The sequence below is a fragment of the Nocardia sp. NPDC006982 genome (assembly GCF_042869435.1).
GTDB lineage: Bacteria > Actinomycetota > Actinomycetes > Mycobacteriales > Mycobacteriaceae > Nocardia.
This window is the reverse complement of record NZ_JBIAFV010000001.1, coordinates 1-24,320: the sequence shown is the minus strand read 5'-3', so window position 1 is coordinate 24,320 and position 24,320 is coordinate 1. Positions and strand designations below refer to the sequence as shown.

General features: G+C 64.5%; 23 protein-coding genes. 13 read left to right on the top strand and 10 right to left on the bottom strand.

Annotated elements, in window-relative coordinates:
• Positions 1–410 precede the first annotated feature (410 nt).
• Entirely contained in the window at positions 411–1,682 is a 1,272-nt protein-coding gene (locus ACFYOW_RS00115) for a cytochrome P450 (protein ID WP_387282921.1), read from the bottom strand.
• 234 nt (positions 1,683–1,916) lie between these two features.
• Positions 1,917–3,089 (bottom strand): aminoglycoside phosphotransferase family protein, encoded by a 1,173-nt coding sequence (locus ACFYOW_RS00110; RefSeq protein WP_387282919.1) that lies wholly within the window; start codon positions 3,087–3,089, stop codon positions 1,917–1,919.
• 390 nt (positions 3,090–3,479) lie between these two features.
• Between ACFYOW_RS00110 and ACFYOW_RS00105 the strand changes: the two genes are divergently transcribed.
• The 3 genes from ACFYOW_RS00105 to ACFYOW_RS00095 all read left to right on the top strand — a co-directional run bounded on the left by ACFYOW_RS00105 (position 3,480) and on the right by ACFYOW_RS00095 (position 6,380).
• The gene (locus ACFYOW_RS00105; RefSeq protein ID WP_387282917.1) at positions 3,480–4,541 is read left to right on the top strand and encodes a hypothetical protein; all 1,062 of its coding nucleotides are present in this window, start codon (positions 3,480–3,482) and stop codon (positions 4,539–4,541) included.
• Positions 4,542–4,994: 453 nt separating this feature from the next.
• Positions 4,995–5,804 (top strand): alpha/beta fold hydrolase, encoded by an 810-nt coding sequence (locus ACFYOW_RS00100; protein ID WP_387282915.1) that lies wholly within the window; start codon positions 4,995–4,997, stop codon positions 5,802–5,804.
• Between the two features lie 168 nt (positions 5,805–5,972).
• A complete protein-coding gene (locus tag ACFYOW_RS00095; RefSeq protein ID WP_387282913.1) occupies positions 5,973–6,380 on the top strand; it encodes a hypothetical protein in 408 nt (135 codons plus the stop codon).
• A gap of 174 nt (positions 6,381–6,554) precedes the next feature.
• Here ACFYOW_RS00095 and ACFYOW_RS00090 read toward each other — a convergent pair whose 3' ends face one another.
• On the bottom strand, positions 6,555–8,552 hold the full coding sequence (locus ACFYOW_RS00090; protein WP_387282911.1) for an APC family permease: 1,998 nt from the start codon (positions 8,550–8,552) through the stop codon (positions 6,555–6,557).
• A 445-nt stretch (positions 8,553–8,997) separates the two neighbouring features.
• On the opposite strand from ACFYOW_RS00090, the gene ACFYOW_RS00085 reads away from it, so the two are divergent.
• Positions 8,998–10,935: a potassium transporter Kup gene (locus ACFYOW_RS00085; RefSeq protein ID WP_387282909.1), complete on the top strand. Its 1,938-nt coding sequence runs from the start codon at positions 8,998–9,000 to the stop codon at positions 10,933–10,935.
• Here ACFYOW_RS00085 and ACFYOW_RS00080 read toward each other — a convergent pair.
• Positions 10,854–11,282: a DUF2254 family protein gene (locus ACFYOW_RS00080; RefSeq protein WP_387285929.1), complete on the bottom strand. Its 429-nt coding sequence runs from the start codon at positions 11,280–11,282 to the stop codon at positions 10,854–10,856. The genes ACFYOW_RS00085 and ACFYOW_RS00080 overlap by 82 nt on opposite strands.
• 610 nt (positions 11,283–11,892) lie before the next feature.
• Here ACFYOW_RS00080 and ACFYOW_RS00075 point away from each other — a divergent pair.
• The 5 genes from ACFYOW_RS00075 to ACFYOW_RS00055 all read left to right on the top strand — a co-directional run bounded on the left by ACFYOW_RS00075 (position 11,893) and on the right by ACFYOW_RS00055 (position 15,254).
• Positions 11,893–12,201: a PadR family transcriptional regulator gene (locus ACFYOW_RS00075; protein WP_387282907.1), complete on the top strand. Its 309-nt coding sequence runs from the start codon at positions 11,893–11,895 to the stop codon at positions 12,199–12,201.
• Complete coding sequence (locus ACFYOW_RS00070; RefSeq protein WP_387282905.1) at positions 12,198–12,554, top strand: DUF1048 domain-containing protein; 357 nt, start codon at positions 12,198–12,200, stop codon at positions 12,552–12,554. Before ACFYOW_RS00075 ends, ACFYOW_RS00070 begins: the two co-directional genes overlap by 4 nt.
• A 1-nt stretch (position 12,555) precedes the next feature.
• Positions 12,556–12,882, top strand: a complete 327-nt coding sequence (locus ACFYOW_RS00065; protein ID WP_387282903.1) for a DUF1048 domain-containing protein — start codon at positions 12,556–12,558, stop codon at positions 12,880–12,882.
• Positions 12,883–13,266: 384 nt separating this feature from the next.
• Positions 13,267–13,611 carry a DUF190 domain-containing protein gene (locus ACFYOW_RS00060; RefSeq protein ID WP_387282901.1) on the top strand — a complete coding sequence of 115 codons (345 nt, stop codon included), beginning with the start codon at positions 13,267–13,269 and terminating at the stop codon, positions 13,609–13,611.
• A 170-nt stretch (positions 13,612–13,781) separates the two neighbouring features.
• Positions 13,782–15,254 carry a cation:proton antiporter gene (locus tag ACFYOW_RS00055; protein WP_387282899.1) on the top strand — a complete coding sequence of 491 codons (1,473 nt, stop codon included), beginning with the start codon at positions 13,782–13,784 and terminating at the stop codon, positions 15,252–15,254.
• Positions 15,255–15,288: 34 nt separating this feature from the next.
• Here the strand turns inward: ACFYOW_RS00055 and ACFYOW_RS00050 are convergent, their stop codons facing one another.
• The 4 genes from ACFYOW_RS00050 to ACFYOW_RS00035 form a co-directional block, all read right to left on the bottom strand.
• Complete coding sequence (locus tag ACFYOW_RS00050) at positions 15,289–16,155, bottom strand: alpha/beta fold hydrolase (protein WP_387282897.1); 867 nt, start codon at positions 16,153–16,155, stop codon at positions 15,289–15,291.
• Positions 16,156–16,289: 134 nt separating this feature from the next.
• Positions 16,290–16,835 (bottom strand): hypothetical protein, encoded by a 546-nt coding sequence (locus ACFYOW_RS00045; RefSeq protein WP_387282895.1) that lies wholly within the window; start codon positions 16,833–16,835, stop codon positions 16,290–16,292.
• Positions 16,832–17,509, bottom strand: a complete 678-nt coding sequence (locus tag ACFYOW_RS00040) for a hypothetical protein (RefSeq protein ID WP_387282893.1) — start codon at positions 17,507–17,509, stop codon at positions 16,832–16,834. The genes ACFYOW_RS00045 and ACFYOW_RS00040 overlap by 4 nt, the downstream gene beginning before the upstream one ends.
• A gap of 330 nt (positions 17,510–17,839) precedes the next feature.
• Entirely contained in the window at positions 17,840–18,901 is a 1,062-nt protein-coding gene (locus tag ACFYOW_RS00035; protein WP_387282891.1) for a LacI family DNA-binding transcriptional regulator, read from the bottom strand.
• Positions 18,902–19,035: 134 nt separating this feature from the next.
• On the opposite strand from ACFYOW_RS00035, the gene ACFYOW_RS00030 reads away from it, so the two are divergent.
• From ACFYOW_RS00030 to ACFYOW_RS00015, 4 genes are all read left to right on the top strand, one after another.
• On the top strand, positions 19,036–20,064 hold the full coding sequence (locus ACFYOW_RS00030; RefSeq protein WP_387282890.1) for a sugar ABC transporter substrate-binding protein: 1,029 nt from the start codon (positions 19,036–19,038) through the stop codon (positions 20,062–20,064).
• Positions 20,065–20,288: 224 nt separating this feature from the next.
• The gene (locus ACFYOW_RS00025; protein ID WP_387282888.1) at positions 20,289–21,200 is read left to right on the top strand and encodes an ABC transporter permease; all 912 of its coding nucleotides are present in this window, start codon (positions 20,289–20,291) and stop codon (positions 21,198–21,200) included.
• Positions 21,197–22,039, top strand: a complete 843-nt coding sequence (locus ACFYOW_RS00020; RefSeq protein ID WP_387282887.1) for an ATP-binding cassette domain-containing protein — start codon at positions 21,197–21,199, stop codon at positions 22,037–22,039. The genes ACFYOW_RS00025 and ACFYOW_RS00020 overlap by 4 nt, the downstream gene beginning before the upstream one ends.
• Complete coding sequence (locus ACFYOW_RS00015; protein ID WP_387282885.1) at positions 22,026–23,000, top strand: carbohydrate kinase; 975 nt, start codon at positions 22,026–22,028, stop codon at positions 22,998–23,000. Before ACFYOW_RS00020 ends, ACFYOW_RS00015 begins: the two co-directional genes overlap by 14 nt.
• Before the next feature lie 7 nt (positions 23,001–23,007).
• Here the strand turns inward: ACFYOW_RS00015 and ACFYOW_RS00010 are convergent, their stop codons facing one another.
• Positions 23,008–23,403, bottom strand: coding sequence for an NmrA family NAD(P)-binding protein (locus tag ACFYOW_RS00010; RefSeq protein WP_387285927.1), 396 nt, complete (start codon positions 23,401–23,403; stop codon positions 23,008–23,010).
• Positions 23,292–24,320: IS110 family transposase (locus tag ACFYOW_RS00005; RefSeq protein ID WP_387282884.1), on the bottom strand; the 1,029-nt coding region annotated here is incomplete at its 5' end. The genes ACFYOW_RS00010 and ACFYOW_RS00005, both read right to left, overlap by 112 nt.

Here is a 24,320-nt window from a genome sequence, read left to right as displayed (position 1 = left end):
GGGGATCGCCGCGGACCAGGGACGCTGGAAAGTCTCGGGCATGGCTCGGTTCGCAGGGCTACTACGCCTTTGCGATGGTGCTGCTCGGGAATCCCAGTGGGACAGAGGCGATCTCGGAGTCGACGCAGGCGGTGGCCGACAAGGTTGCCGACATCCGGCAGCAGACCGGCGCTCGGCGGGTGGATCTCGTCGGTCACTCAATGGGTCGATAGTGCCTGCTGCGCAATACAGTTCACCAATCGGGGTCGCTTCGACGACACCTGGGAAAGCGAACGGGATCCCATGACCCTCACGCCGGCCGCGTGCGCCGCGTCGCGTGCCTGTCGGGAACAACAGATCAAAACCCAACCCGGCTACCGGACAGCTCGGTCCGGAAAGCGGTAAGGACTCGTTTCGCGGCTATCCCATTGTTAGATAGGGGACTGCCCTTGGTATTTCAGCGGAGCGGTGGGTGGGAAGGTGACCGGCAATTCGGTCAGCGCCCGGTGGAAGGGTCCTGGTCGCCAGTTGGGTGTCTGATTCGGCAGGTCGAGTTCGATCTCCGGCAGTGCGTCGAGTAGTTGGTCGATGGCCTCCTGCGCGATCAGGTAGGCCAGGGTGCGCGCCGGGCAGGCGTGCGGGCCCAGGCCCCAGGCAAGGTGGGAGCGGTTGCCGGTCAGGTCGCCGGTGCGGATCGCGGGGTCGTTGTTGCAGGCGGCCATGCTGATGACGACGGGCTGGTGGGCGGGTAGCCATACGTCGTCGATGAGGATCGGGTGGCGTGGGTAGGTGATCAGCAGGTTCGCCAGTGGCGGGTCGTTGAACAAGACCTCGTCGAGGGCATCGCGGGAGGACAGGTTGCCGCCGAGGAAGCTTTCGCCGAAGCGCTCGTCGGTGAGGATCAGCAGCAAGGTGTTCGCGATCAGGTTCAGCTCGAATTCGATCCCGGTGCCGTAGACCTGTGATACGTGGTGCGAGGCTTCGACGTCGTCCAGCTGGGCGGGGTGCTGGAGCAGCACCGAGGTGATGTCGCGTTGGGGGTCGGCGCGTTTGAGTGCCACCAGGCTCATCAGCGCCTCCCCGAGCATTTGATTGCCCTTCTCGGCGTCGACACCCTCGAGCAGTGCAGCCGTACCGGCGGCGACCTGTCCGCCGATCTCCGGCGGGCAGCCGAGCAGGTAGTTCACCACTTCGAACAGCAACGGGTACAGGTACTGGCGGATCAGGTCGGCGGACCCGTCCTGGCAGAAGGAGTTGATCAGCGGGATTGCGAGCCTCTCCACGACCGCGTGCAGGGCGTACAGGTCGATCTCGTCGATGCTGGCGGTGATCGCCCCTCGGTAGCGGGTGAACTCGGTCCCGGTGCTGCGACTGGCCATGGGCCGCCACTCCAGCAGGGGAAGAATGGGGCAGTCCGCGGGAATGTCCTTCTGCCAGGCCCGTGGGTCGGCGGGGAAGTGTTCGGGATCATTGAGGATCCGCACTGCGGTGCCGTAGCCGATCACCAAGGTGGCCGGTACGCCGGGCGCCAACTCGACCGGCGCCAAAGATCCATAGCGCCTACGCATTTCGCGATAGGCATGATGTGGATCGGCCGCGAACTCGGGCGAGTACATGGGCACCCGCGGGTCGTCGGAATCGGTTGGCGAGCCGTGGACGACCGGGCACGACTGAGCGGGGGCCTGGGATTGCGGCAAACTCAAGGGCAAAACTCCAAACGGATTCGTATGCACTACTTGACTGCTGAACTACCGCTCTCTGCCCGGACACGGCACTGGAGCGAGTTACCGGGTCTGCGCCGGAACCGGTCGATGATATAGCGCCCATGGACGGCAATCATCAACGCACGGGAAAATTGGCTCCACAGTTCGCTTTTCGCCTCCGATGCGCGGCCGGGCCGCCGCCCGGGCGCGAGATCGGTTGGCGGCAAGTCGGTGTCAGACACCGAGGGCGTGCAGCGAATCGTGATCGTCGATGGCCGTGGTGATGCGCTTCAAAAGCGTCAAGCAGGTCTCCACGGGCTGCATCTCGGGTTGATAGGCTGCCCTGCCGATGGTGAACGCCCAGGCCGCGTAAGCGAACATGGACTGTTGCCGGTAGGCCAGCCATGCGTCGTCGAAGGATGGCGCTTCGCCGCCGAGGGTTCCGAGTTCGTCCAGGTAGGCCGCCAACAGTTCCCGGTCCCAGGCGCGCCGGTCCTCGGGCTCGCATCCCGAGATGACGGTGTAGGCGAAGTCGTGCGCCCAGCCTCCCCGCATCACGACCTGCCAGTCGACGAATCCCATTCGCCCCGTGCCGGTTCGGTATGTCTGTCCGATGTGCGGGTCACCGTGCAGCAGGGTCTGGGGCAGCTCGTTCGTCGCCTTGTCGATCGCACGCTCGACACCGGCCCACAGGCGTTCGCTCTGGCCGTGCAGAACCTGGGGAACCACCTCCCCGGCGCGGCGCAGACCGACCTCGCAACGCTTTTTCATGTCGATGGCGGCAAGGTATGCCTGGAGTGCCTCGGTCGTGGTCTTGAGGTCCGTGATCGACGGGTGGTTCCAGAAGGTGCGGTGGAGCCGAGCGAGATTGCGCACCAGGTCTTCGATCTGGTCACGGGCGATTGGGGCGGTCGGCTCGATGAACTGCGCACCACGGGTCGAGACGATGTCTTCCATCAGGGCGATCGATCGCCAGGACGCCGAATCGGCTGCGCCCCAATAGCCGAACGGAGCCTCGATGTCGGCCCGGGGCCGAAAATCCCTGAAGAACCGGGTCTCGCCGTCGATCATCTTCCCGCCACCGAGCAGGATGCGTTGGGAGAAGGCCGTCGTGGTCTTCGCGAAGAGATCGGTCGGCAAGCTCGCCTGCTTGCCCGCCTCGTTGTACTCGACACGAATCGCGACACGAGTGGATGTTCCGCGGCTGCCGCTCGAGGTTTCGAACGACAGCACCTCGGCATCGGGGATATCGCGGCACAGGACGGCCGTCAGCCACTGCGGGGTCAGCGTCTCACCGGATACCGGGACGTCCTCGAGGTCACGGGCTTTCGGCCGAAACAACTTCTCACCGAGAATGTGAGCGCCGACCGTGACAGACCGTCCGAGCAACCAGAGCTTGTGGTTCATTCGCTTGCCTCGATTCCGGAGTACGACATGACCGCCCGAGCAGCTGGATCGCAAGCACACGGGTCCGCAGGACAGTAACCCACATCCTCGAAATGGCTGTAGTGCAACATGATTGCCGCGAGTCGCGGCGGGCTCGATTTCCGGGCCGGCGCGGCGCACCCAGTCGAGCTCGGTCACCACGGGCCACTGGGGTTCCTGACCCCAGCCCGAGCCGCAAAGTGAATTCCCGAAGCCGTACCCAGGGCACAGTGCCCGATCTCACCAGTACGCGATGACCGGTGCGTTCCGAACAGCCGCAACGACCCCGGCTCCCTACCTTTTCGGCTGATGAGGGGGCCGAGGTCGCTGCCTATCTGCGGTTGCCGCACCCCCGGTGCTGTGTGTGGAGACTTGGGCGCGACAAAGTTCATTTGGTCACGAATTCTATTATGCTTCAGGAATTTTGAAACCCTTTTCAATCACGAGCGCGCGAAATATACTGTCGGCCAGTCGGTTTGGTCTGCTCATAACAGGTGGACGGTCACGTCTATCCGAGGGAGTCCCGGCCATGTCAGGTGGATGCATCCGTGGGGTGCGCTGGGTATGGTGTCCGGCAACGAGCTGGTGGGCGATTCCCCTCGCATCATGGAGGCCGGACCATTGAGGAAAGGTCGGATGGCGGAGAAGAGACCTACATTCGATCGCGAGTTCCGTGAGGAGGGTGGTGCTGATCGTGCGGGAGACGGGGCCGCCCGATCGCTGACCGAGTCGCGGTTCTACAACCACCCCTACACGTTCAAGGGCCTCATGACCCACGAGACCTGCGGACGGAAGATGCAGGGGAACTGGTTCCACGGCGCGGCCTTCTACCGGTGCCGTTATCCACAGGAATACGCCATCGCCAACAGCCTCGAACACCCCACCAATGTCTTCTTGAAAGAAGACATGCTGATCGACCCCATCGACCGTTGGCTCGCAGAGGTTTTCGAACCCGCAAGGGTCGAATACACGCTGACTCAGTTAGCGGCCACGCAACCCGATACGACGGCAACATCGGACCCACTACGCCGATCGATCGCCGAATGCGACCGCAAACTCGCCAGACACCGCGCCGCACTCGAGGCCGGTGCGGACCCAGCGATGGTCGCCGCGTGGAGCAGCGACATACATCGCGAACGTGCGGTCCTGGCCGCTCAACTCACGGCAGCGACGAGTCGCGCCATACCTGCTCAACGAATGAGCCGCGACGAAATCCGTCAACTGGTGGATGCACTGGGTGAGCTCCTGGCGATTCTGCGGGCAGCCGACCCCGGCGACAAGCTGGAAGTTTACCGAGAACTCGGACTGAAACTGACCTACAACCATCACGACCACGCGGTTACGGCCGAGACGAACCCACGGCCACACGTTGGCGCACTGTCTGTGTCCGGAAGGGGAGCTGACCCATATCCCCAACCTGATGTATGCCGCTGACCTGCGACTTCCTTGACGCTGATAGAGCTATTGGCAGTGCGAAGCTCGATCAACAGCCTCTATGCGAGCAGTTGCAACAGGGGGATTGGCCCTCGGTGTCACATCGGGCGGTTTGACAGTATGGTCGCGAATCACGCGGCCACGTCGGGGTGGGAGTAGAGGTCGCTGTAAATAGATAGCGCGATGGCGGAATCGTGGCCGTGCCAGGCGGCGACGATGTGAGTGGGGGTACCGCGGGCGAGCATGAGTGGCACCGAGGTGTTGCGGACGTGCTTGCGGCGGATGCGGCGCAGTCCCGCGCGGGTGCGCGGGCGCTGGAATTGTTTGAGTACCGCAGCCTTCGAGCGCTGCCGGTCTGCAAAAGTGCTGCTCTGACCAGGTCGAATACTGTGTCAGTGGGGGTGTCAGGTTGGTGTCAGGACGGTGTCAGCCAGGCTGGCGAGAGTAGTTCACATGAGCAGCACAGCGAACAACTCGACCTGGACCGGCATGGTGCCGGTCGACGACACGGCCCTGGCCGTCACCGACACCGGCGGTCCCGGTGTCCCCGTGATCTACTGCAATGGCCAGTTCGCCACGCAAGGTTACTGGCGGCGGGTCCTCGCCGACCTCGGGTCTGGGTTTCGGCACATCACCTACGACGAGCGGGCCCGCGGCAAGAAATCGCGGAAGTCGGCGGACTACTCCTTCGAGGCGTGCGTGCGTGATGTCGACGCCGTGCTCGCGGCCAGGGGTGTGGACCGGGCGCTGGTGGTGGGCTGGTCCTACGGAGCGTTCGTCGCGGCGCACTGGGCCCGCCGCAATCCCGACCGTGCGCTGGGTGCGGTCCTGGTCGAGGGCGCCGAACCCTACGACTGGCTCGACGACGCCATGGAGGCGCGGATCCGCAAGCTGTTCAAGCGGCTGAGCTGGATCACACCGTTACTGCGCCCAACCGGTCTGACCCCGCGGATGAGCGCCGCGCAGCAGGCCGAGTGCAACATCGAACTCGGCAAGATCTCCCGCGAGGCCAACCTGGCCCCCGTGTTGGACAACATCACCGTCCCGACGCGATACGTGCTCGCGTCCGGGGCGTCGTTCGGCAGCCACGGTGACGAGCAGGAAAAGATCCGCGCCAGCCTCGATGCGGTATGCGCCCGCAATCCCAACCTCGAGGTGAGCGCCAAGGTTGCCAGCAACCACGACCACATCCTGCGCAAGGACTTCCGCGCGGTCGCTGACGCCGTGCGTGAGGTCGCCGACCTCGACCGCACGGATCGCTGAGGGCATGACCAGCGGGTTCACGACCAGCCAGGCTGCGGCCTTCGCCCGGCGCCCACGACCTACCCCGCCCTCAGCAGATCCAGATACCCGCGGACCAACCCGACCGATTTCCACCGTCGGTCCATTCAATCGAGTTGCACCACAACACATTTGCAGGAGCACGCAACCATGTCCATCACTCTCACCGCCCAGGACGAGCTGACCCTGCGCACCGCTGCCAACGGCGCCGTCTCGTTGCTGGTCGCCGCCGATGCCACTGGCAAACCCCACAAGATCGCCACCGACGGCTCCCTCGCTCTGGGCTCCGCGACCGGCCTGGTCGGACACGTGCTTGCCGAGAAGTCGAAGCCTGTGAAGCTGGTCGGCAAGTCTGTAGCCGAACTCGCCGACCAGGTCCTACCCGCCCTGACCGCAGCGATGAGCCTGCTCGCCGAGCAGGCTCCGGCAGAGGCCGACAACTTCCGTAGCACCGTCCTCGTCGCCATCGAAGCCGCCCAGCACGTCTACCAGGGCAAGCCCGGTCCCACCATGGTCGAGATGGTCCACAAGATCAGCGCAGCCCTCGACGCCGCGTGATGAGTTACTTCGCCGCCATCAACGCACTGATGCCGCAGTCTCGCATCCGGTGAACAGGCTGGAAGGACATGATCCGAACCCCCGTGTCGTGGCAAGCACGGAGGTTCGCGCTGCGTTGGAACCTGTCCCGACAGAGCCCGTTTCACCGCCGCGCATAGTGTGCGGGTGCCTTTGTCAGTTCGGGTGGGTGATTCCGCGGCGGATTTCGCCGGGACTGTGTGCGATCTTGGATGTGTCGTGGGTTCGGGACGAGCGGAGTTGGTAGGGCACGCTGGTGACCATGACGGCGGGTTCGAACAGCAGTCGTGCTTTGAGTCGCAGTGAGCTCTGGTTGTGGAGCAGGTTCTCCCACCAGTGTCCGACGACGTATTCGGGGATGTAGACGCTGACGACGTCGCGGGGGCGGGATTGGCGCACCCGTTTGATGTAGTCGATGACGGGGCGGGTGATCTCGCGGTAGGGCGATTCGACCACGGTCAGTGGGATGGCGACGTCTTGGCGTTCCCAGTCCTGGGCCAGGGCGCGGGTTTCGGCGTCGTCGACGTTGACGGTGATGGCGGTGATGGTGTCGGGGCGGGTGGCGCGGGCGAACTGCACGGCGCGCTGGGTTGCCTTGTGCCAGCCGGAGACGAGCACGATGGCGTGCACCCGGCCCGGCAGGGTGGGGGTGTCGTCGGGGTCGATGTCGAGTTCGGCGCGCACTTTCGTGTAGTGGCGATGGATGAGGTACATCGCCAGCACCAGCAGTGGCATCGCGATCACGACGAGGTAGGCGCCGTGGCTGAATTTGGTGATCATGACGACGACGAGGACGACACCGGTGAAGCAGGCCCCGAACGCGTTGATCAGCCTGCCGCGGTGGATGCGTAGTCGCTCCGCCGAGGTTGTGGCGCTGCGTAGTTCGCGGTTCCAGTGCCGGACCATGCCGGTCTGGCACAGTGTGAACGAGGTGAATACGCCCACGATGTAGAGCTGGATGAGCCGGGTGGTCTGCCCGTCGAAGGCATAGATGAGTCCGGCCGCAACGACCGCGAGCAGGATGATGCCGTTGGAGTAGGCCAGGCGGTCACCGCGGGTGTGCAGTTGGCGTGGCATGTACCGGTGTTGGGCCAGAATCGAATTCAGCAGCGGAAACCCGTTGTAGGCGGTGTTCGCCGCCAGGATCAAGATCAGCGCCGTGGTCACCATCAAGTAGTAGAAGGCGATACTGCTATTGCCGAAAACGGCCGCGGCGATCTGCGCGATGACGGTCTTCTGGGCGTCGGTGTGGCAGTCGCCAGGGAATCCGATGAGGTCGCAGGTGTTTTCGGTGACCCTGGTGTGGGAGATCATTGCCAGCGCGGTCACTCCGGAGAACATGGTGATGGCGATGACACCCATCGCGGTCATGGTGCGGGCCGCGTTCAGGGCCTTGGGTTTGCGGAACGCGGGCACTCCGTTGGAGATAGCCTCCGCACCGGTCAGTGCGGTACAGCCGGACGAGAATGCCCGCAGCGCGAGGAAAGCCACGGCGGCGGCACTCAAACCGACATGCTCGGCACGGATTTCGTAATGTGCGCTTTCGGCGACCGGTGCGTGCCCTAGCAGCGCCTGACCCAGTCCGATGGCGACCATCGCCAGCACACCCACCACGAATCCGTAGGTCGGCACCGCGAACGCGCGGCCGGATTCGCGGACCCCGCGCAGGTTCATCGCGGTCAGCGCCACGATGAACCCGATATCGATCAATACCCGGTGCGGGTTCAGGTCGGGGACCGCGGAGATTATGTTGTCCACGCCCGCCGCGACCGATACCGCCACGGTCATCACGTAATCGACCAGCAGCGCCGCCGCGACCACCAAACCGGGGATCGGGCCGAGGTTTTCGGCGACCACTTCATAGGAGCCGCCACCGGAGGGGTAGGCCTGCACCACTTGGCGATACGACAGCGCGACCACCGCGAGCAGCACCACGACACCACCGGCCACCCACGGCGTCAAATACAGGTAGCTGAGCCCGCCGAGGGTGAGGATGAGCAGGATCTCTTGTGTCGCGTACGCGACTGAGGACAGCGGGTCGCTGGCGAAGATGGGTAGCGCCAGTCGCTTCGGAAGCAACGTCTCACCGAGCCGATCGCTGCGAAACGGGCGTCCCAGCACAACTCGCTTAGCGATGTCGATCGGTGAAACCACGATGAATGAGCGTAAGTCCCTCGCGACACGCCGAGTCCGGCGAAGCCGTAGGAATATCGTAAAAATTGCCAACACACCGGAAGAAGCGCATCAAGACGGTCTCACCTGGCCATTCAACCGAGTTAGCGTCGTTTGCTGTCCTCTGCCCCACGAAGGGACGATCTGATGCTCGACCGGCCCGACGATCTCGATTCCCTGCGCGCGCTGGTCAGCCACCGCTTCGTCGTGGCGCTCCGCGACGCCCTCGCGGACCGAGTGCGAGCGAGCTGATCGCAGCCGTCATCGGCGCACGCGGCAAGTTGGCGCTGCGCTGCGCGTGATCGCCGTGCCATAGACGCGGTCGCCAGCTGTGTCGATAGCCCGTTGTCGAGCCGCGGCGTCGTTACCGCGTCCCCGCGGCGAACACGGCACGATATGGTGCGGACCAGCAAATGAGGAGCGCACCATGAGTACAGCGACTGAAGTCAGTCCGTCGAATCACCTATCGGGTGGTGGCAGTGTCCGGGCCGGCGTCGTGGTCGGTGCGCTGGGGGTCGTGTTCGGTGATATCGGCACCAGCCCGATCTACACCATCCAGACCGTGTTCAATCCGGACGATCCACATCCGGTGCCGATCAGTACTGCCAACCTGTACGGCGTTGTGTCGCTGATCTTCTGGTCGGTGATGATCATCGTCACGCTGACCTATGTCCTGCTGGTGATGCGTGCCGACAATGACGGCGAGGGCGGCATCATGGCGCTGATAACGTTGCTGCGGCGACTGGGTGGGGGAGCGGGTGGTCGGGTCGCCGTGCTGTTGGCCGGGCTCGGTATCTTCGGTGCCGCATTGTTCTTCGGCGACTCCATGATCACCCCGGCGATCTCCGTGCTATCCGCGGTGGAGGGGTTGAAGGTCGTCCAGCCGGGGTTGGAAGAGTTGGTCGTGCCGATCACGGTGGTGATCATTGTCGGGCTGTTCGCTGTGCAGCGACGCGGCACCGCGGCGGTCGGTCGACTTTTCGGGCCGGTGATGATCGTCTGGTTCGTGGCGATCGGCGCGTTGGGGGTGGTGGGTATTGCCGATCATCCGCAAATCCTGAAGGCGCTGTCGCCGACCTATGCCATCAGTTTCATGTTCGGGCACTTCGGGATTGCCTTCTTCGCGTTGGCCGCGGTCGTATTGTCGGTGACCGGTGCCGAGGCGCTGTACGCGGATATGGGGCACTTCGGTCGCAAGGCGATCACTCGCGGCTGGTTGGGGCTGGTGCTGCCCGCGTGCACGTTGAGTTACCTCGGACAGGGCGCGCTGCTGCTCGGCGACGAGAGTGCGGTAGGCAGCCCGTTCTTTCTGCTCGCTCCGGGCTGGGCGCGGTTGCCGCTGGTGCTGTTGGCGACCGCCGCGACGGTGATCGCCTCGCAAGCGGTGATCACCGGCGCGTTCTCGGTGGCCGCGCAAGCAGCGCAGCTCGGTTATCTGCCGAGGTTGCGGGTGGCGCACACCTCGGAGTCGACGATCGGTCAGATCTACGTGCCCTGGATCAACTGGGTGCTGATGGTCTCGGTGATCACGCTGGTTTTCGCCTTCCGCAGCTCGGCGGCGCTGGCATTCGCGTTCGGCATGGCCGTGACCGCCACGATCACCATCACCACCCTGCTGTTCTTCTACATCGCCCGCACCAAGTGGTACACACCGTTGTGGCTCATCCTGCTCGGCGCCATCCCCTTGCTGGTGGTCGACGTGATGTTCCTGGCCGCGAACATGACCAAGTTGGTGCATGGGGCGTGGCTGCCGCTGCTGATCGGGCTCACCGCCTTCACGGTGATGACCACCTGGGCACGCGGTCGTGAAGTCGTCACCCGCGCACGGGAAAGGGCGGAGGGACCGCTGCGCGAATTCATCGACCAGTTGCCGGACTATCGGCCGTCGCTGATACGGATCCCCGGTACCGCGGTATTCCTCAACCGTGGCAAGGAGACCGCGCCGCTGGCGATGCGGGCCAATGTCGAGCACAACCGCGTGCTGCACGAGCACGTGGTGATCCTGTCGATCATCACGCTGCCGGTGCCGCGGGTGCCCGACGCCGAGCGGACCGAGATCGATCCGCTCGGCTACACCGAGGACGGAATCATCCATGTCAACGCGTATTTCGGATACATGGAGACACCGAACGTCCCGAATACGCTGCGTCTGCTCGACCCTACGAAGACCGAGGGCCGGATATCGGTCGATGACGCCTCCTACTTCCTGTCGAAGATCGAGCTGAAGAAGGGGACCGAACCCACAATGGCGCAATGGCGCAAGGGCCTGTTCATCGCCACCTCCTACATCACCGCCGATGCCGCCGAGTACTTCGGCCTGCCGGGGGAGCGGACAGTGATCATGGGTTCGCGAGTCGAGGTGTAGCTGTACCGGCCATTTCCGCTGGATCGTGGTCCGATCGACACCAGCGCGGCGATCGCGTAGACGAAGCTCGCGACGAAGGTGCCGAGGGTGAGCTGGGTGCCGCGATCGCGAATGAAGTTGCGCAGCATCCGCGGCCCGTACTGGGTCGAGGCAGGGTCAGGGCGACGATCGTGATCGAGAAGACCACACCGACGACGGTGATGATCGCCGCGGCGGTGGCGGGTGAGGATCTGCCGGTCCGCGTCGGGGGTGCCGCCGATGATCCAAGACGGAATGGTGAAGGTGCCTCGGTAAACGGCGCGGTCGAGCGCATAGGTGAGCGAGAAAAGCGCAACGGCCGCAAACACTTCCAAGGTGGGGATGAACCACAGATGGTCTGTGGCTCGAACGCGTCCACCGCCGAACCACGCGGCCCGCGCCGATATTTCGGCGGTTCGCGCACTGCCGGGACCCTATTCACGGTGTTCTTCGAGATCTGCAGAGCCCCGGGCGACGGCCCGGATCGACATACCCTCGGCCTGGTGCGGACCGCGGATCTCTGGCTAGTCCTACGCGGTGAGCACCTCATGATTCGTCACGGGGCCCAGGGTTCGACCAAGCGGAACCACGGGTCGGGATCTCGCCGGGATCGACAGGTGGCCGGTCTCGGACATATGTGACCGCAAGTAAGCGCTGTTCCGGGCCAATCTTTGGAGGCTGGGAAGTGTTTGGCCGACACGCCGATCGAGGTGCGGGATCGAACTCGCCGCCGATGCCCGATGAGCGCGCTCCCCGAGACCGTCGTGCGCACCGCCGCCTACCCTCCACTGCGATCGAGGGCCGCTCCGCGACGAACCCCTCCGAGCGGGGCGGGGGAGTGTCTCGACATCTACTCTGTGTTACAGTCTAGTGGTAGTAAGTAACGCTGAGTAGTGCATCTACATCGAAGGAGGGGTTGCTACGGACAATTTGACGGAGATGCTGAAAGGAACGCTCGAAGGCTGCGTCCTCGAGATCATCGACACCGAGGAGACATATGGTTACGCCATCACGCGCCGACTGAATGAACTCGGTTTCACAGACGTCATCGAAGGGACGATCTACGCCATCCTGCTGCGGTTGGAGAAAAACGGATTGGTCGATGTTTCCAAACGACCTTCCGAAGTCGGGCCGCCGCGCAAATTTTACGCACTCAACGACGTGGGACGCAAAGAACTCGCGATATTCTGGGCGAAATGGGAATACGTCTCATCGCGCATCAATGAGCTCAAGGAAAACGAGAAATGAACTTCTGGGAGACAATCACAGGCAACGATCTCACCAGGGAATACAAAGCCTTCGAAGCTCGGGCCGAGGCCCTCCCGGCCGAGTATCAAGCGGCGTGGGAAGAGATCAAGATCCATCTCTTCCCCTACTCGGGCTTCACGGGTCGCAACTTGATGCCGATTCTCGACGGCACTCTGGGGCTGCTCGAGGAAACAGCGTCGGATGGTCAGAGTGTCCATGAGGCACTGGGCGACGACATCAAAGGCTTCTGTGCGGCGATTGCCGGCGAAGAAGGCGCCAAGAGTTATCGCGACAAATGGCGCGAGCAGCTGAACAAGAACGTTGCGAAGAAACTGGGCTGGTTAGGAGGATAAAGTGGGCATCCGCGACATCATCGAAGGTAAGAGGGAGTGGCGGGCGCACATGACGCGGGTCAAGGCGCTCCCACCGGATTATCAAATTGTCTACAAGGAGATTCAGAAGTACTTTTTCAAGGTCGGGCCAGTCGAGCTGGTCGACGGGAGGTTGCTCTCAGGGATTATCGATTTCTTCGAGGAAGGGGTCGCAGCCGACAAAGGAGTCATGGAACTCGTCGGCAGTGATGTCGCGGCTTTCTGCGATGACCTGATAAAAGACTCGCGGACCTATGCCGACATCTATCAGGAATCTGTCCGCAAGGAAGTCGGTAAGGGAATGAAATGATCTCCGTTGTCCCGCTGTCCATTTGTGGTCGAGTAGGAGAAAGCCCGCACCCGACCGGGGGACTCCCGTTGGCGCCGTGGGTGACAGCACGTGCGTCATTCCTGGTGGTCTAGCTGTCGATGGGGATCGGCCTGGCGGGCGGCCGCCGCCGGGACCGAGCACCACCATGCGTCGGGAGCAGTGCTGAATGGTGGTCCGGGATGGCGCTCTGATCACCGCGGGTGTGGAGGTCTAGGGCCTGTGAAGAAGGCGTATGGCACTCGCGGCCGGGGTTCGAATTCCTTGATTACGCACCGGAGCGGGGAGTTGGATCGAAGCACGCGGTAAAGGGTTGTCCGCAGGGCTGCGGCGGGCCCATCGGGTGTCCGGGAAGGGTGAGCGCGAATGCGGGTTGTGGGCAAGGCGTTGCGGCTGTCGATCTTCGTCGGTGACACCTGGCACCGGGAGCCGGTGTGGCGGGAGATCGTGCGGCGTGCCCACGCGGCCGGACTGGCGGGGGCGTCGGTGTTTCGCGGGATGGAGGGCTACGGCACCACCTACCGCATTCACAGCCGCCGCTTCTTCGCCCCGTCGAAGGACCTCCCGGTGGCGATCATCATCGTCGATGCCGAGGACAGCATCCAACGGTTCCTGCCGCAGATCGACGAGATCGTCACCAACGGCCTGGTCACGCTGGACCCGGTCGACATGCTGATCCGCTACGCAGGCAATGCTGATCGCGCCCCGTAGCCGGGCGGCACGAGCATATCCACTGTCCCGGCGGAAATTCGCTGCCACAGCACGATTCCGGACCGTTAAGGTTGGTACGGGTGTGCCGGGAAGTCTGGTCGGCGACGCATATTTCATCGCCGGAACCAGAAGGAGTACTCGGTGGCACTGCAAGGCATCGGTCGGCTCCGATGAACGATGTGCTGCCCTTCGCGATCGCGCTGCTCATCATCGCCGCGGTTGGACTCGCGGCCGTGCTCTCGCACCGTTTCGTCGACCGCTTCCCCATACCGGCGCCGGCGTTGTTCCTGATCGGAGCCGCCGTGGCCTCCGATATCTGGACACCGCTGGCCGAGGTACCGACCCTGCAGGTGGAGCGGGTGGTCACCATCGCGTTGGTGGTCATCCTCTTCGACGGCGGTATGCAGCTCGGCTGGCGCAGAGTACGTGCCAACGCGGGAGCCATCCTATGGCTCGGCGCGACCGGCACCCTGCTTACCGCGCTGGCGGTTGCCGCGGCCGCGCATCTGCTGTTCGGCCTGGACTGGCGCATCGCGCTGCTGCTGGCCACCGCGCTGTCACCAACCGACCCAGCCGTGGTGTTCTCCGTGCTCGGTCGCAGGCAGATCGGTGGACGCAGCGGCGTGCTGCTGCAGGGTGAATCCGGTGCCAACGATCCGGTCGGCATCGCGCTGCTGGTCGTGCTGCTTAGCACCAGTCAGTTCACCGGCGCCGCAGCTGTTTCCGTCGCCTGGTCATTCACAACGCAGCTGGTCATCGGCGCGGCGATCGGCGTAATCGGCGGGTTGGGGCTGCTCTGGTTTATGCGCAGCATCCTGCTGCCCGCGGCCGGGTTGTATTCGGTGCGCGTGCTCATGTGCGTATTCGCCATCTACGCGCTCAGCACCATCGCCCATGGGTCCGGATTTTTGGCGGTGCTGGTTGCGGGCGTCGTGGTCGGCGACCAACGTGCCCCGTACAAGGTCGAGATCGAGCGGTTTCACTCCGCGTTGGCGAATCTGGCCGAGATCATCGCTTTCGTCATGCTGGGCTTGACTATCCAGATCACCGGCCCACACGGGATCACCGAGGGCAACGCGTTGGGGGTCGGGCTCGGCCTGGCGGCATTGCTGGCCATCGTGATTCGCCCGCTGCTGGTCGCAATCCTGCTGTGGCGCACCGATCTCACCGGTGGCGAGCGGTTGTTCATTTGCTGGACCGGCCTCAAGGGCGCAGTACCGATTTTGTTGGGCGTGTTCATCCTTCAGGCCGGTGTGCCCGACGCTGCGCGCGCATACGACATCATTTTCGTCGTCGTCGCGTTCTCCGTCGTCGTGCAGGGCGGCGCGGTGTCTGCCATGGCCCACCGCCTGGGCATTCCCCTGGTATCGGTCAACCCACGCCCCTGGGGTATGAACGCCCGCTTCGAAGAGGAACCGAACAGCTTGCACCGGTTCACCATTGCTCCGGGGTCGACGGCCGATGGCAGCACCGTCAACGACCTCCCATCGGATGATCTGTGGGTGAGCGTGCTGATCCGGCATGGGCGGCTGGTCACCGTCACCGCCGACACCGTGCTGCACGCCGGTGACGAGATCCTGGTGCTCGCCGAACCGGAAACGGTCACCGACGTGGCCAAACTCTTCGGCCGAACCGCTGGGTAACCTGCCGGAGTGGACGGCGAGCGAGTCCGCCCGCTCATGCGCCGCCCGGCCGCGGGGCGGCAACCTCGGCTACTAGTGTCACCACCTCGTCGAGGTGGGCAGGGGTGGTCAGGTGACCCATGCCGGCGATGATGTGCAGGTCGACGTTCATGGTGCGCTGGACTGCCGGTGCCAGCCGGCGAGGTGGCAGGAAACGATCGTGCTCGCCGACAGCGACCACGCAGGGCCTATTAGCGCGGTCGGCCAGCAAATCTGCTGGCAGAGGTGGTGGGGCTAGAGTGGTGCGACAGTTGGTGGCCATAAGAGTCATCCATTCCACCTCGGTTTCGGGTGGTTCCTCGCCGGGAGCGACGAACCACCGCAGCATCTCGCGTGTGTGTTCCGTGCTCGGATGTAGCATCCAAATGGCTGAAGCCACAGCGACTTTCGGGTTCACGGTAAGTCGGATGTAGCCGGCAGGGGAGATCAATGCTCGTGCTGTGATACGAGCCGAGCGAGCGGCTAGAGCCACTGCCGCGCCCAGCGAATTACCCACCAGCACAACGTCATCCAGCCGTGCGACGATCAGAATTTCATCGAGCACCCGGCCGTACCAGGGCAGCCGGTCTCGGCGTGGTCGGCGCGGGTCGCTGAGACCGGGTTGACCGGGAAGATCCACGATCACAGTCGACCAATGGGCCGAAAACGCCTGGAGCCAAGGCAAGGCCACTGCGGCATTGAATCCGGTGCCCGGCACTACCACGATTCGTGGTCTTCCGGTTCCAGCAGAGGTGAGCTGAAGCCGTCCCACGCTGGTATCGATGGCCGTAGTGGTCAGCGGAAAGTTCGCTCGCGATATGGCCTCCGCGCACCACCGCTGGACCGCGTGCTGACCACGTGCGCTCTTGTAGGCAGCCTGCATTGCGCCAGTGTGCGCGCCGGGCTCGCGATTCGTCCAGCTAACGCTCCACCCAGATGCCCACTACCTCGAGCGCACCGTATTGCAGCTGATCACGGAGTCGAGGGACCGGAACTGTAGTTAGCGAACCGTTGATCTCAGCTGCGCGTTGGTTTGAAGCAGAGTTGTTGCAATTCAACGACTTTCGCGAAACTGTAGCCGTTCGCGACAGGTGTGGCGCCTACGTTGCGTGAGTGGTGTTGACCTGACCCCATGATTTCGGTCAGGTGGACCAAATCACGGGGTCCCGTCAGGTCGATGATCCGGTTGTCTTCGGCGTGCTTGTAGACCCGGCGCAACGCGTCGATGACGTGGCGCACGACTTCACGGCCGTCTCGCCCGTTGCGGCGGATCAGTCGCTGGGTCTTGATCAGCTCGCACAGCCCCTGCAACTCCACGGCAGTCGGCTCGTTCAATGCCCGGTCGGCCCACCCCGGCTGGGCAAGAATCTTCGTCCAATATGTCTGGTAGTGGTCGCGAGTCCGGCTCGCGGGCATGCTGTCCCGGACGACAGGGATGTAATCCCCGAAGGTCGGAACGCTTGTGGCCGCACTGGTGTCGTCGCCGAGCTCGGCGACGGTGAGATCGAGCCGGTCCATCATCATCCGGACAGCGGCGACGTCGGCGTCGCTGCGCGCGCTCACCGGCCCACCCCCTCGCAGAAGCGGCGAGCGGCCATCTCGTCGAGGACATGCGGTGGGAAAACCACCAGCAGGCGTTGATCAGGATCGGCGGCCGACAGGACCCTGTCGTGATGCTGGATGCCCGCGGCGCGCCGGGCATGGGCGGGCAAGGACAGATGCCCATGCTTGGTGATCCCGCGGCGGCCGTAGCCGGGCCGGGTGATCACGATCAACCCCCCAGCGATCCGCCAGGACAACAGGTCACCGGGGTGCCAATCCAGCACTCGCAGAACGGCTTTGTCGACCACGCGCCCGTTGGTGTCGACCGGCCGCACGCTGTACACCGCAGTGTGTGCTGGTGGTTGCTCCACGATCGCCATCGGCAGACCGGCACCGATTCCGCAGCCATCGCCACCGACGAGCCCGACGGAGGAGAAGGAAGGGATCAGCGGAAATACTGTGTCATCGGTCACATCGACCACCACCGAACGAAGCAAAACCGCAGGTGGCGGTGTACGACCAGGACAGAGTGTCCAGGCGATGCCCGGACCCGATTTTGGGGGCATAAATGCCACAGTTAAGTGTCCGGAGGGGGTATCGACCAGTACGCCAACCTCCTGCAACACCGAAAACTGCTGGTCATCGGCAAATTGCGGCGGCGTGACGGTATCACGATGCCCGGCGCTGAACAGCAATTTCCTAGGGAACGTTGACGATTGAGAAGGTAATCGGCTTCGGGGACTCGCGCGAAGTCCGTGTAATCGACGGCGGGGTTGAATGAGGTCCCATTCTGGTCGGCTACACGACACCTCCGTTATCGGACCGGTCGGAATGCGCTCAGGCGCTTGTGAAATACTTAGTGGTCAGCGGCGGCAGGATCGCTGGGAGGCCGAGCCCCGGGAGGGCCCGGTCGGATGGGAAATGTGTCAGCGCTGCGATCTGGTCCCCGTGCGCGGTGATTACCGGAATCGCATATTCGTCGGTTATATACACCAGCTGTGCAATGAGTATGAAGCATGTCCTGGCTATTGACTGTGAGGTGACCGAAGGTCTGCAGAGATCTCGCCGGAACCGCGGACCAGTAGGCGAGTGGGTATCACCTCGTGGCGGGGGAGGCCGTCGTCACCATCCAGGCGGGCGAAAAGGATTTCGGCGGCGACGCGGCCGATCGTCGCCGGATCCTGGGTGATGGCGGTGAGTGCTGGCTGCAGCAGTTCGGCCAGCGGCAGATCATCGAAACCGACAACGGCAATCCGGTTTTGCAAGCCACGCTTCCGGATCGCTTGCAGCACACCAACGGTCACCAGATTCTGGGCGCCGAACAGGGCGGTGGGGCAGTCCGGGCGGTCGAGCAGCGCCCCAGCGGCGGCCTCGGCGGCCGCCGCGGAGTGCAGGTCGGCGCAGATCAGGTCCGGATCCAGGGGTATGCCGGTGTGGGCAAGGCCCTCGATGTAGCCGGCGTAACGTTCCGCAGCGGTCCAGATCGTATGCAGGTCACCGAGATAGGCGATACGGCGGTGGCCTGCGGCGGCCAGGTGTTCGACGGCAAGGCGGGAGCCGGTGCGGTTGTCGACCGTGACGCTGTCGATTTCGGTGGTGGCCGGCATGCGGTCCACGAATACGACCGGGGTACCGCGACGCTGCTCGTGCAGCAGAGAGCCGTGATCGGTGCCCACCGGCATTACGATCAGCCCATCCACTCGTCTGGACAGCAGGGCGTCCAGCACCTCGCGCTGGCGGGCCGGGTTCTCGTCGCTGCTCACCGCAAAGACGAGGGTGCCCCGGCTGTGCGCGAAATCCTCGACCGCCCGGTGCAGCGCCGAGGCGTACGGGTTCGCGACATCCATCAGTACCAGACCGATCGCGGCGGTCTTCTGGCCGTGCCCGCGCAACGTGCTGGCCGCCAGGTTGTGCCGATAGTCGAGCATGGTTGCCGCATCGGTGACCCGCGCGGCCAGTTCCGGCGAAACGCCGCCTTCGCCGCGGACCACGCGCGACACCGTTTTGATACTCACCCTCGCCAGCGCCGCCACATCGCGCATGGTGGCGCCCCGGCGTGGCGCCTGGGATTCTGACAACGCTGACATAGCAGCCCTCTCCGTTCGCTCGTGTTCGATCCGAGAACCGTCAAATATGCTAGAAGAAACTTCTAGACGTGGCGTAGATCACGTTATATGGTCTCTGACAACGTTGTCTAAGTAGTACCTGCAGGAGTACACCGATGTCCTCTCGTGTCGTCCGCATCGCCGCCGTCTGTTTCGCGGTCACCTCCTTGGCCTTCTCCGTCGCCGCCTGCGGCAAGGGGTCGAGCAACAGCAACAACGGGCAGGTCGTCGTCGGGCTCATCACCAAGACCGACACCAACCCCTTCTTCGTGAAGATGAAGGAGGGTGCCCAGAAGCAGGCCGATGCCGCTGGCGTCAAATTGCTCACCGCCGCAGGCAAGTTCGACGGTGACAACGCCAGCCAGGTGACGGCGATCGAGAACATGGTCAATGCGGGAGCCAAGGGCATCCTGCTCACTGCCAGCGATACGAAGGCGATCGTCCCCGCAGTTGAGAAGGCCCGTGCCAAGGGTGTCGAAGTGATCGCTTTGGACACCCCGACCGATCCCCAGAGTGCGGTCGACGCGCTGTTCGCCACCAATAATTTCACCGCAGGCCAATTGATCGGCACCTATGCCAAGGCCGTCCAGGGTGACAAGCCGGTGAAGATCGCGATGATCGACCTCAACCCCGGCGTGACCGTCGGCGTATTGCGGCACAACGGATTCCTGTCCGGTTACGGCGCCGCGCAGGCCACTCAGGACTTGGCGCAGTACGTCACCGCCCCGAACGTGGTCTGTGCGCAGCCCGCTCAGGGCGACCAAGCGAAGTCGCAGACGGCGATGGAAACCTGCCTGCAGAAGGATCCGGACATCAACCTGGTCTACACCATCAACGAGCCGTCCGCGCTGGGTGTCTACACCGCGCTGAAGACCGCCGGCAAGGAGAACCAGGCGATGATCGTCTCCGTTGACGGTGGGTGCACCGGCGTGCAGGCGGTCCGCGACGGCAAGATCGCGGCGACCTCGCAGCAGTACCCGTTGAAGATGGCCAGTGCGGGCGTGCAGGCGATCGTCGATTACGCCAAGAACGGCAACAAGACCAGCGGCTACACCGACACCGGCGTCACGCTGATCACCGCCAAGCCGCAGGCCGGCGTCGACTCCAAGGACGTGCAGTACGGCCTGGACAACTGCTGGGGCTGAGAACCCCCGTCCCCAGCCGGAAAGCAGGCCGGGACGGCGAATGAAGCTGCGCCGTATGCCGGGATGGTGACGGCCCTCGTTGTCCCGGTGTGCGCTCGGCCCGGTCCACCTGATTTCGTCGACGAGCGAGGATTCGCATGACTGCAACTACAACGTCTCCCGCGCCGCCGGAGCCGAAACACTCAGCGCTGAACCGGATTCTGTCGGTGCCGAACGTCGGACCGGTGATCGCGATCCTGATCGCGGTGGTCTACTTCACCGCCCAGTCCGACCGGTTCCTGGCCGGTGACAACTTCTCGCTGATCGTGCAGCAGGTGATGGTGGTCGGCACCCTGGCGATCGGCCAGACGCTGATCATCCTCACCGCCGGTATCGATCTGTCCAACGGTGCGGTGATGGCGCTGGGCAACATCGCGATCACCAAGCTAGCCGTCGACACGGGTTTGCCTGTGCCACTGGCGATTCTGCTCGGGCTGGCGCTGACGGCCGCGTTCGGGTTGCTCAACGGCACGCTGGTGAGCCTGATCAAGTTGCCACCGTTCATCGTCACTCTCGGCACGTATGGCATCGCGTTCGCGCTCACCCACATCTACTCGCAGGAACAGACGATTTCGGGTCTGCCGGACGCACTCACGTTCTTCGACAAGACATTTCCGCTGGGCGAGACCGACATCACTTACGGGTCGGTGGCGATGCTGGTGCTGTTCGCGATCACCTGGTACGGGCTGCGGCTGACAGCGGCAGGGCGGCACGTCTACGCCGTAGGCAATAACCCGGAGGCGGCGCGGCTCAGCGGCATCGACACCCGCCGTGTGCTTCTCGCCGTCTACACGGTCGCGGGCCTGATCTACGGCTTGGCGGCGCTGCTGCTGGTGGCCCGCACCGGCGTCGGTGACCCGAATGCCGGCCAGACCGACAATCTGGACTCGATTACCGCCGTGGTACTGGGCGGCACCAGCCTGTTCGGCGGACGCGGCAGCGTGATCGGCACGCTACTGGGCGCGCTCATCGTCGGCATCATCCGTAACGGCCTGCAACTGACGGGGGTGCCGTCGATCTACCAGACGCTGATCACCGGCATCCTGGTGATTGCTGCGGTGGCCGTGGACCAGCTCAACCGCAGGAGGCAGAAATGAGCGAGACAGCCACCGCAGGCGACGCCACCACCGCAGGCGACGGAGCTCAGGCCGCGGTACAGCCGGTGCTGCAGGCAAAGGGTCTGGTGAAACGCTACGGTCAGGTCACTGCGCTCGACGGCGCGGATTTCGACCTGCTGCCGAACGAGATCCTCGCGGTCATCGGCGACAACGGTGCCGGGAAATCCTCGCTGATCAAGGCGCTGTCCGGGGCGCTGATCCCGGATGAGGGCGAGATCCTGCTCGACGGCAAACGGGTGCGCTTCCGGCGCCCGACCGACGCCCGCCGTGCCGGTATCGAGACCGTCTATCAGGAGCTGGCGGTGGCACCGGCCCTCGATATCGCCGACAACCTGTTCCTGGGCCGGGAACTGCGGCGCCGCGGCATCCTCGGCTCGGTGTTCCGGATGATCGACAAGGATCGCATGGTGCGAGAATCGCAGCAGCACATGTCGAATCTGAAGATCGGGATCCGATCTATGAAGCAAGCGGTGGAGACACTGTCCGGCGGCCAGCGCCAGGGTGTCGCGGTCGCGCGCGGCGCGGCCTTCGCGCGGCACGTGGTAATCATGGACGAGCCAACGGCAGCGCTGGGTGTCAAGGAGACCGGTATGGTGCTGGATCTGATCCGCGAGGTTCGCGACCGCGGCTTGGCCGTCATTGTGATCAGCCACAACATGCCGAACGTGTTCGAGATCGCCGACCGGGTGCACATCCAGCGGCTCGGCCGCCGAGTCGCGGTGATCCGCCCGCACGAATTCTCCATGTCCGATGCGGTGGCGATCATGACCGGCGCGATGGCCGGTGCGGAGATCGACAACAACCGTGTCCACCACTGAGGCCGTGGCCGAGCGCGGCCTGATCGCGGTCGCGGGGGAGGCGCTGGTGGACCTGGTGCTCGCCGACGCCCCCGATCGCTTCCAGGCGGTGCCCGGCGGCAGCCCCGCGAACGTGGCCGTCGGCTTGGCCCGGCTGGGCGTGCCGGTTCGGATGCTGGCCCGCTTGGGCGGCGACCCGCTGGGCCATCGCATCCGAAACCACCTGCGGGACAACGCCGTCGCCCTCGATCATGTTGTGGAAGCCACCGAGCCGACCTCACTGGCGATCGTCGATGTCGACCGGGATGGCATGGCGCACTATGACTTTCGCGTCGACGGCACGGCCGACTGGCAGTGGACCGACTCCGAACTGTCCACCGCTCTCGACGGCAGCGTGCTGGCCTTGCACACCGGCTCACTGGCGCTGACCGTGCCCCCTGGCGCCGACGCCTTGACTCGCCTGGTGGACCGTGCCCGGTCTACCGCCACCATCAGCTACGACCCGAATTTCCGCCCGCAGTTGATGATTCGCGACAACATCCTGGACCGAGTACACGCCATGATCGCCTGTGCCGACATCGTGAAGGCTAGCGCCGAGGATCTGTCCTGGCTGTACCCGGGCCGCAACCCCGAGGAGGTGGTCGCCGACTGGTCCGCCCGCGGCCCTGCTCTCGTGATCGTGACACTGGGCCCCGACGGCGCACTTGCCGCCACTGCTACAGACGCCACTCCCATCCATCGCCCCGGCCGCCCCGTCGAGGTGATCGACACGGTCGGCGCCGGAGACGCATTCACGGCAGGCATTCTCGCCGGTCTGCGCGATCACCATCTGCTCGGCGCCGCATACCGAGAAGCCCTGCGTGCCATCCCGAAGCACGTGCTCACCGCCATTCTCGACGAGGCCACCATGGTCGCAGCGCTGACCTGCGGCCGCCGCGGAGCGGACCCGCCGACGGCCGCCGAGCTGTTCGCAGGTCGGTGACGGGCAGTCAGCCGAGGTAGAAGTCCTTGCGGACGGCGACGAACTCCTCGACGGTCAGGGGCCGCTTCCCGGTGATGCGCTCGACGTCGATGGTCGCCCTGTCGTAACGGTTCGCGCGGTGCAGCTGCGTCATGGTCGCGATGTGCTGCTCGGTGTGCTGTGGCAGGCCCGCGTTCGCGAGTACCTCTGTGCGCCACCATTGCAGGAGAACGTCCTGATAGGTCACACTGCGGCCGAGTGCCTTGGAGAATTCCTCGGCTACTTCGGTCATGTCGAGCGTCCGTGGTCCGGTCAGCTCGTACACCTTCCCGGCGTGCTCCCGAGGATCGCGCAGGATGGTTGCGACCACCTGGGCGACGTCGTCGGCAGCGACTGGCGAGGTGCGTCCGGTCCCGAACGGCAGCGCCAGCGTGCCGTTCTCGCGGATCGACCGCGCCGCGAGGGTGGTGGGGCGGTGGTCTTGGTGGTGCGGTCGAGGAAGTAGGTTCCACCGAGGTCGCGGTAGGGCAGATCGTCGGTGAACATGTGCCAGATCGCGATGAGCATCGAATGCTGCAGCGCGACAAGGGCTCTGCGGCGGCCGCGGCGAACCAGTAGTCGTCGGTAGCGGGCGGCGAGGTAGGTGTCCTTGCCGCGGGCGGCCGAGATCGCGGCTTGACCGAGCACGCCCTTGAGCCAGGGATCTCCCGGGCGGGTGGTTCCGGAGGTGTGCTTGCCGGCGGATTCGTGGTTACCCGGACAGATCCCCGCCCAGGAGGCCAGGTGCCCGGCGCTAGGGAACTGCGTGATGTCCGCGCCGATCTCAGCAAGGATCACCTCCGCGGTGGTCGGACTGACGCCGGGAATCGTTGCCAGCAGCTCGATCTGGCGGCGGTAGGGATCGATCAACCGGTCGACGCGCGCGGTGAGCCGCGCCTGCATGGCGGTGGCGGCGTCGATGCGGTCGAGCATGGCTCGCGCCAGGAACGCGTGATGGTCGTCGAACCTGCCGGTCAACGCCTCGATCAGCGTGGAATGCTTGCTGCGTAGGCGGCCCAGTGCCAGCTCGGCCAAGACCAGCGGGTCGCGTTCGCCGCTGATCAACGCCTCCAGCATCGCGCGTCCGGATTTGCCGAGCACGCCGGAAACCACTGTGGTGAGCTTGATTCCGGCGTCCTCGAGCAGGTTGTGCAGCCGTTGCGCCTCGCGGGTGCGTTCGCGCACCACCTCGGTGCGGTAGCGGGTGAGATCCCGCAGCTGCCGGATCGGTGGTGGCGGAACGAAACTCGCCCGCACCAGTCCGTGCTCGATCAGCTTGGCGATCCACTCGGCATCCTTGAC

Excerpts from the sequence above, each read along its gene's own strand:
- ACFYOW_RS00095 (WP_387282913.1), top strand. The coding sequence starts at position 5,973 with ATGTCCATCACTCTCACCGCCCAGGACGAGCTGACCCTGCGCACCGCT.
- ACFYOW_RS00030 (WP_387282890.1), top strand. The coding sequence starts at position 19,036 with ATGTCCTCTCGTGTCGTCCGCATCGCCGCCGTCTGTTTCGCGGTCACC.
- ACFYOW_RS00100 (WP_387282915.1), top strand. The coding sequence starts at position 4,995 with ATGAGCAGCACAGCGAACAACTCGACCTGGACCGGCATGGTGCCGGTC.
- ACFYOW_RS00085 (WP_387282909.1), top strand. The coding sequence starts at position 8,998 with ATGAGTACAGCGACTGAAGTCAGTCCGTCGAATCACCTATCGGGTGGT.
- ACFYOW_RS00060 (WP_387282901.1), top strand. The coding sequence starts at position 13,267 with ATGCGGGTTGTGGGCAAGGCGTTGCGGCTGTCGATCTTCGTCGGTGAC.
- ACFYOW_RS00020 (WP_387282887.1), top strand. The coding sequence starts at position 21,197 with ATGAGCGAGACAGCCACCGCAGGCGACGCCACCACCGCAGGCGACGGA.
- ACFYOW_RS00075 (WP_387282907.1), top strand. The coding sequence starts at position 11,893 with ATGCTGAAAGGAACGCTCGAAGGCTGCGTCCTCGAGATCATCGACACC.
- ACFYOW_RS00035 (WP_387282891.1), bottom strand. The coding sequence starts at position 18,901 with ATGTCAGCGTTGTCAGAATCCCAGGCGCCACGCCGGGGCGCCACCATG.
- ACFYOW_RS00050 (WP_387282897.1), bottom strand. The coding sequence starts at position 16,155 with ATGCAGGCTGCCTACAAGAGCGCACGTGGTCAGCACGCGGTCCAGCGG.
- ACFYOW_RS00110 (WP_387282919.1), bottom strand. The coding sequence starts at position 3,089 with ATGAACCACAAGCTCTGGTTGCTCGGACGGTCTGTCACGGTCGGCGCT.
- ACFYOW_RS00070 (WP_387282905.1), top strand. The coding sequence starts at position 12,198 with ATGAACTTCTGGGAGACAATCACAGGCAACGATCTCACCAGGGAATAC.
- ACFYOW_RS00055 (WP_387282899.1), top strand. The coding sequence starts at position 13,782 with ATGAACGATGTGCTGCCCTTCGCGATCGCGCTGCTCATCATCGCCGCG.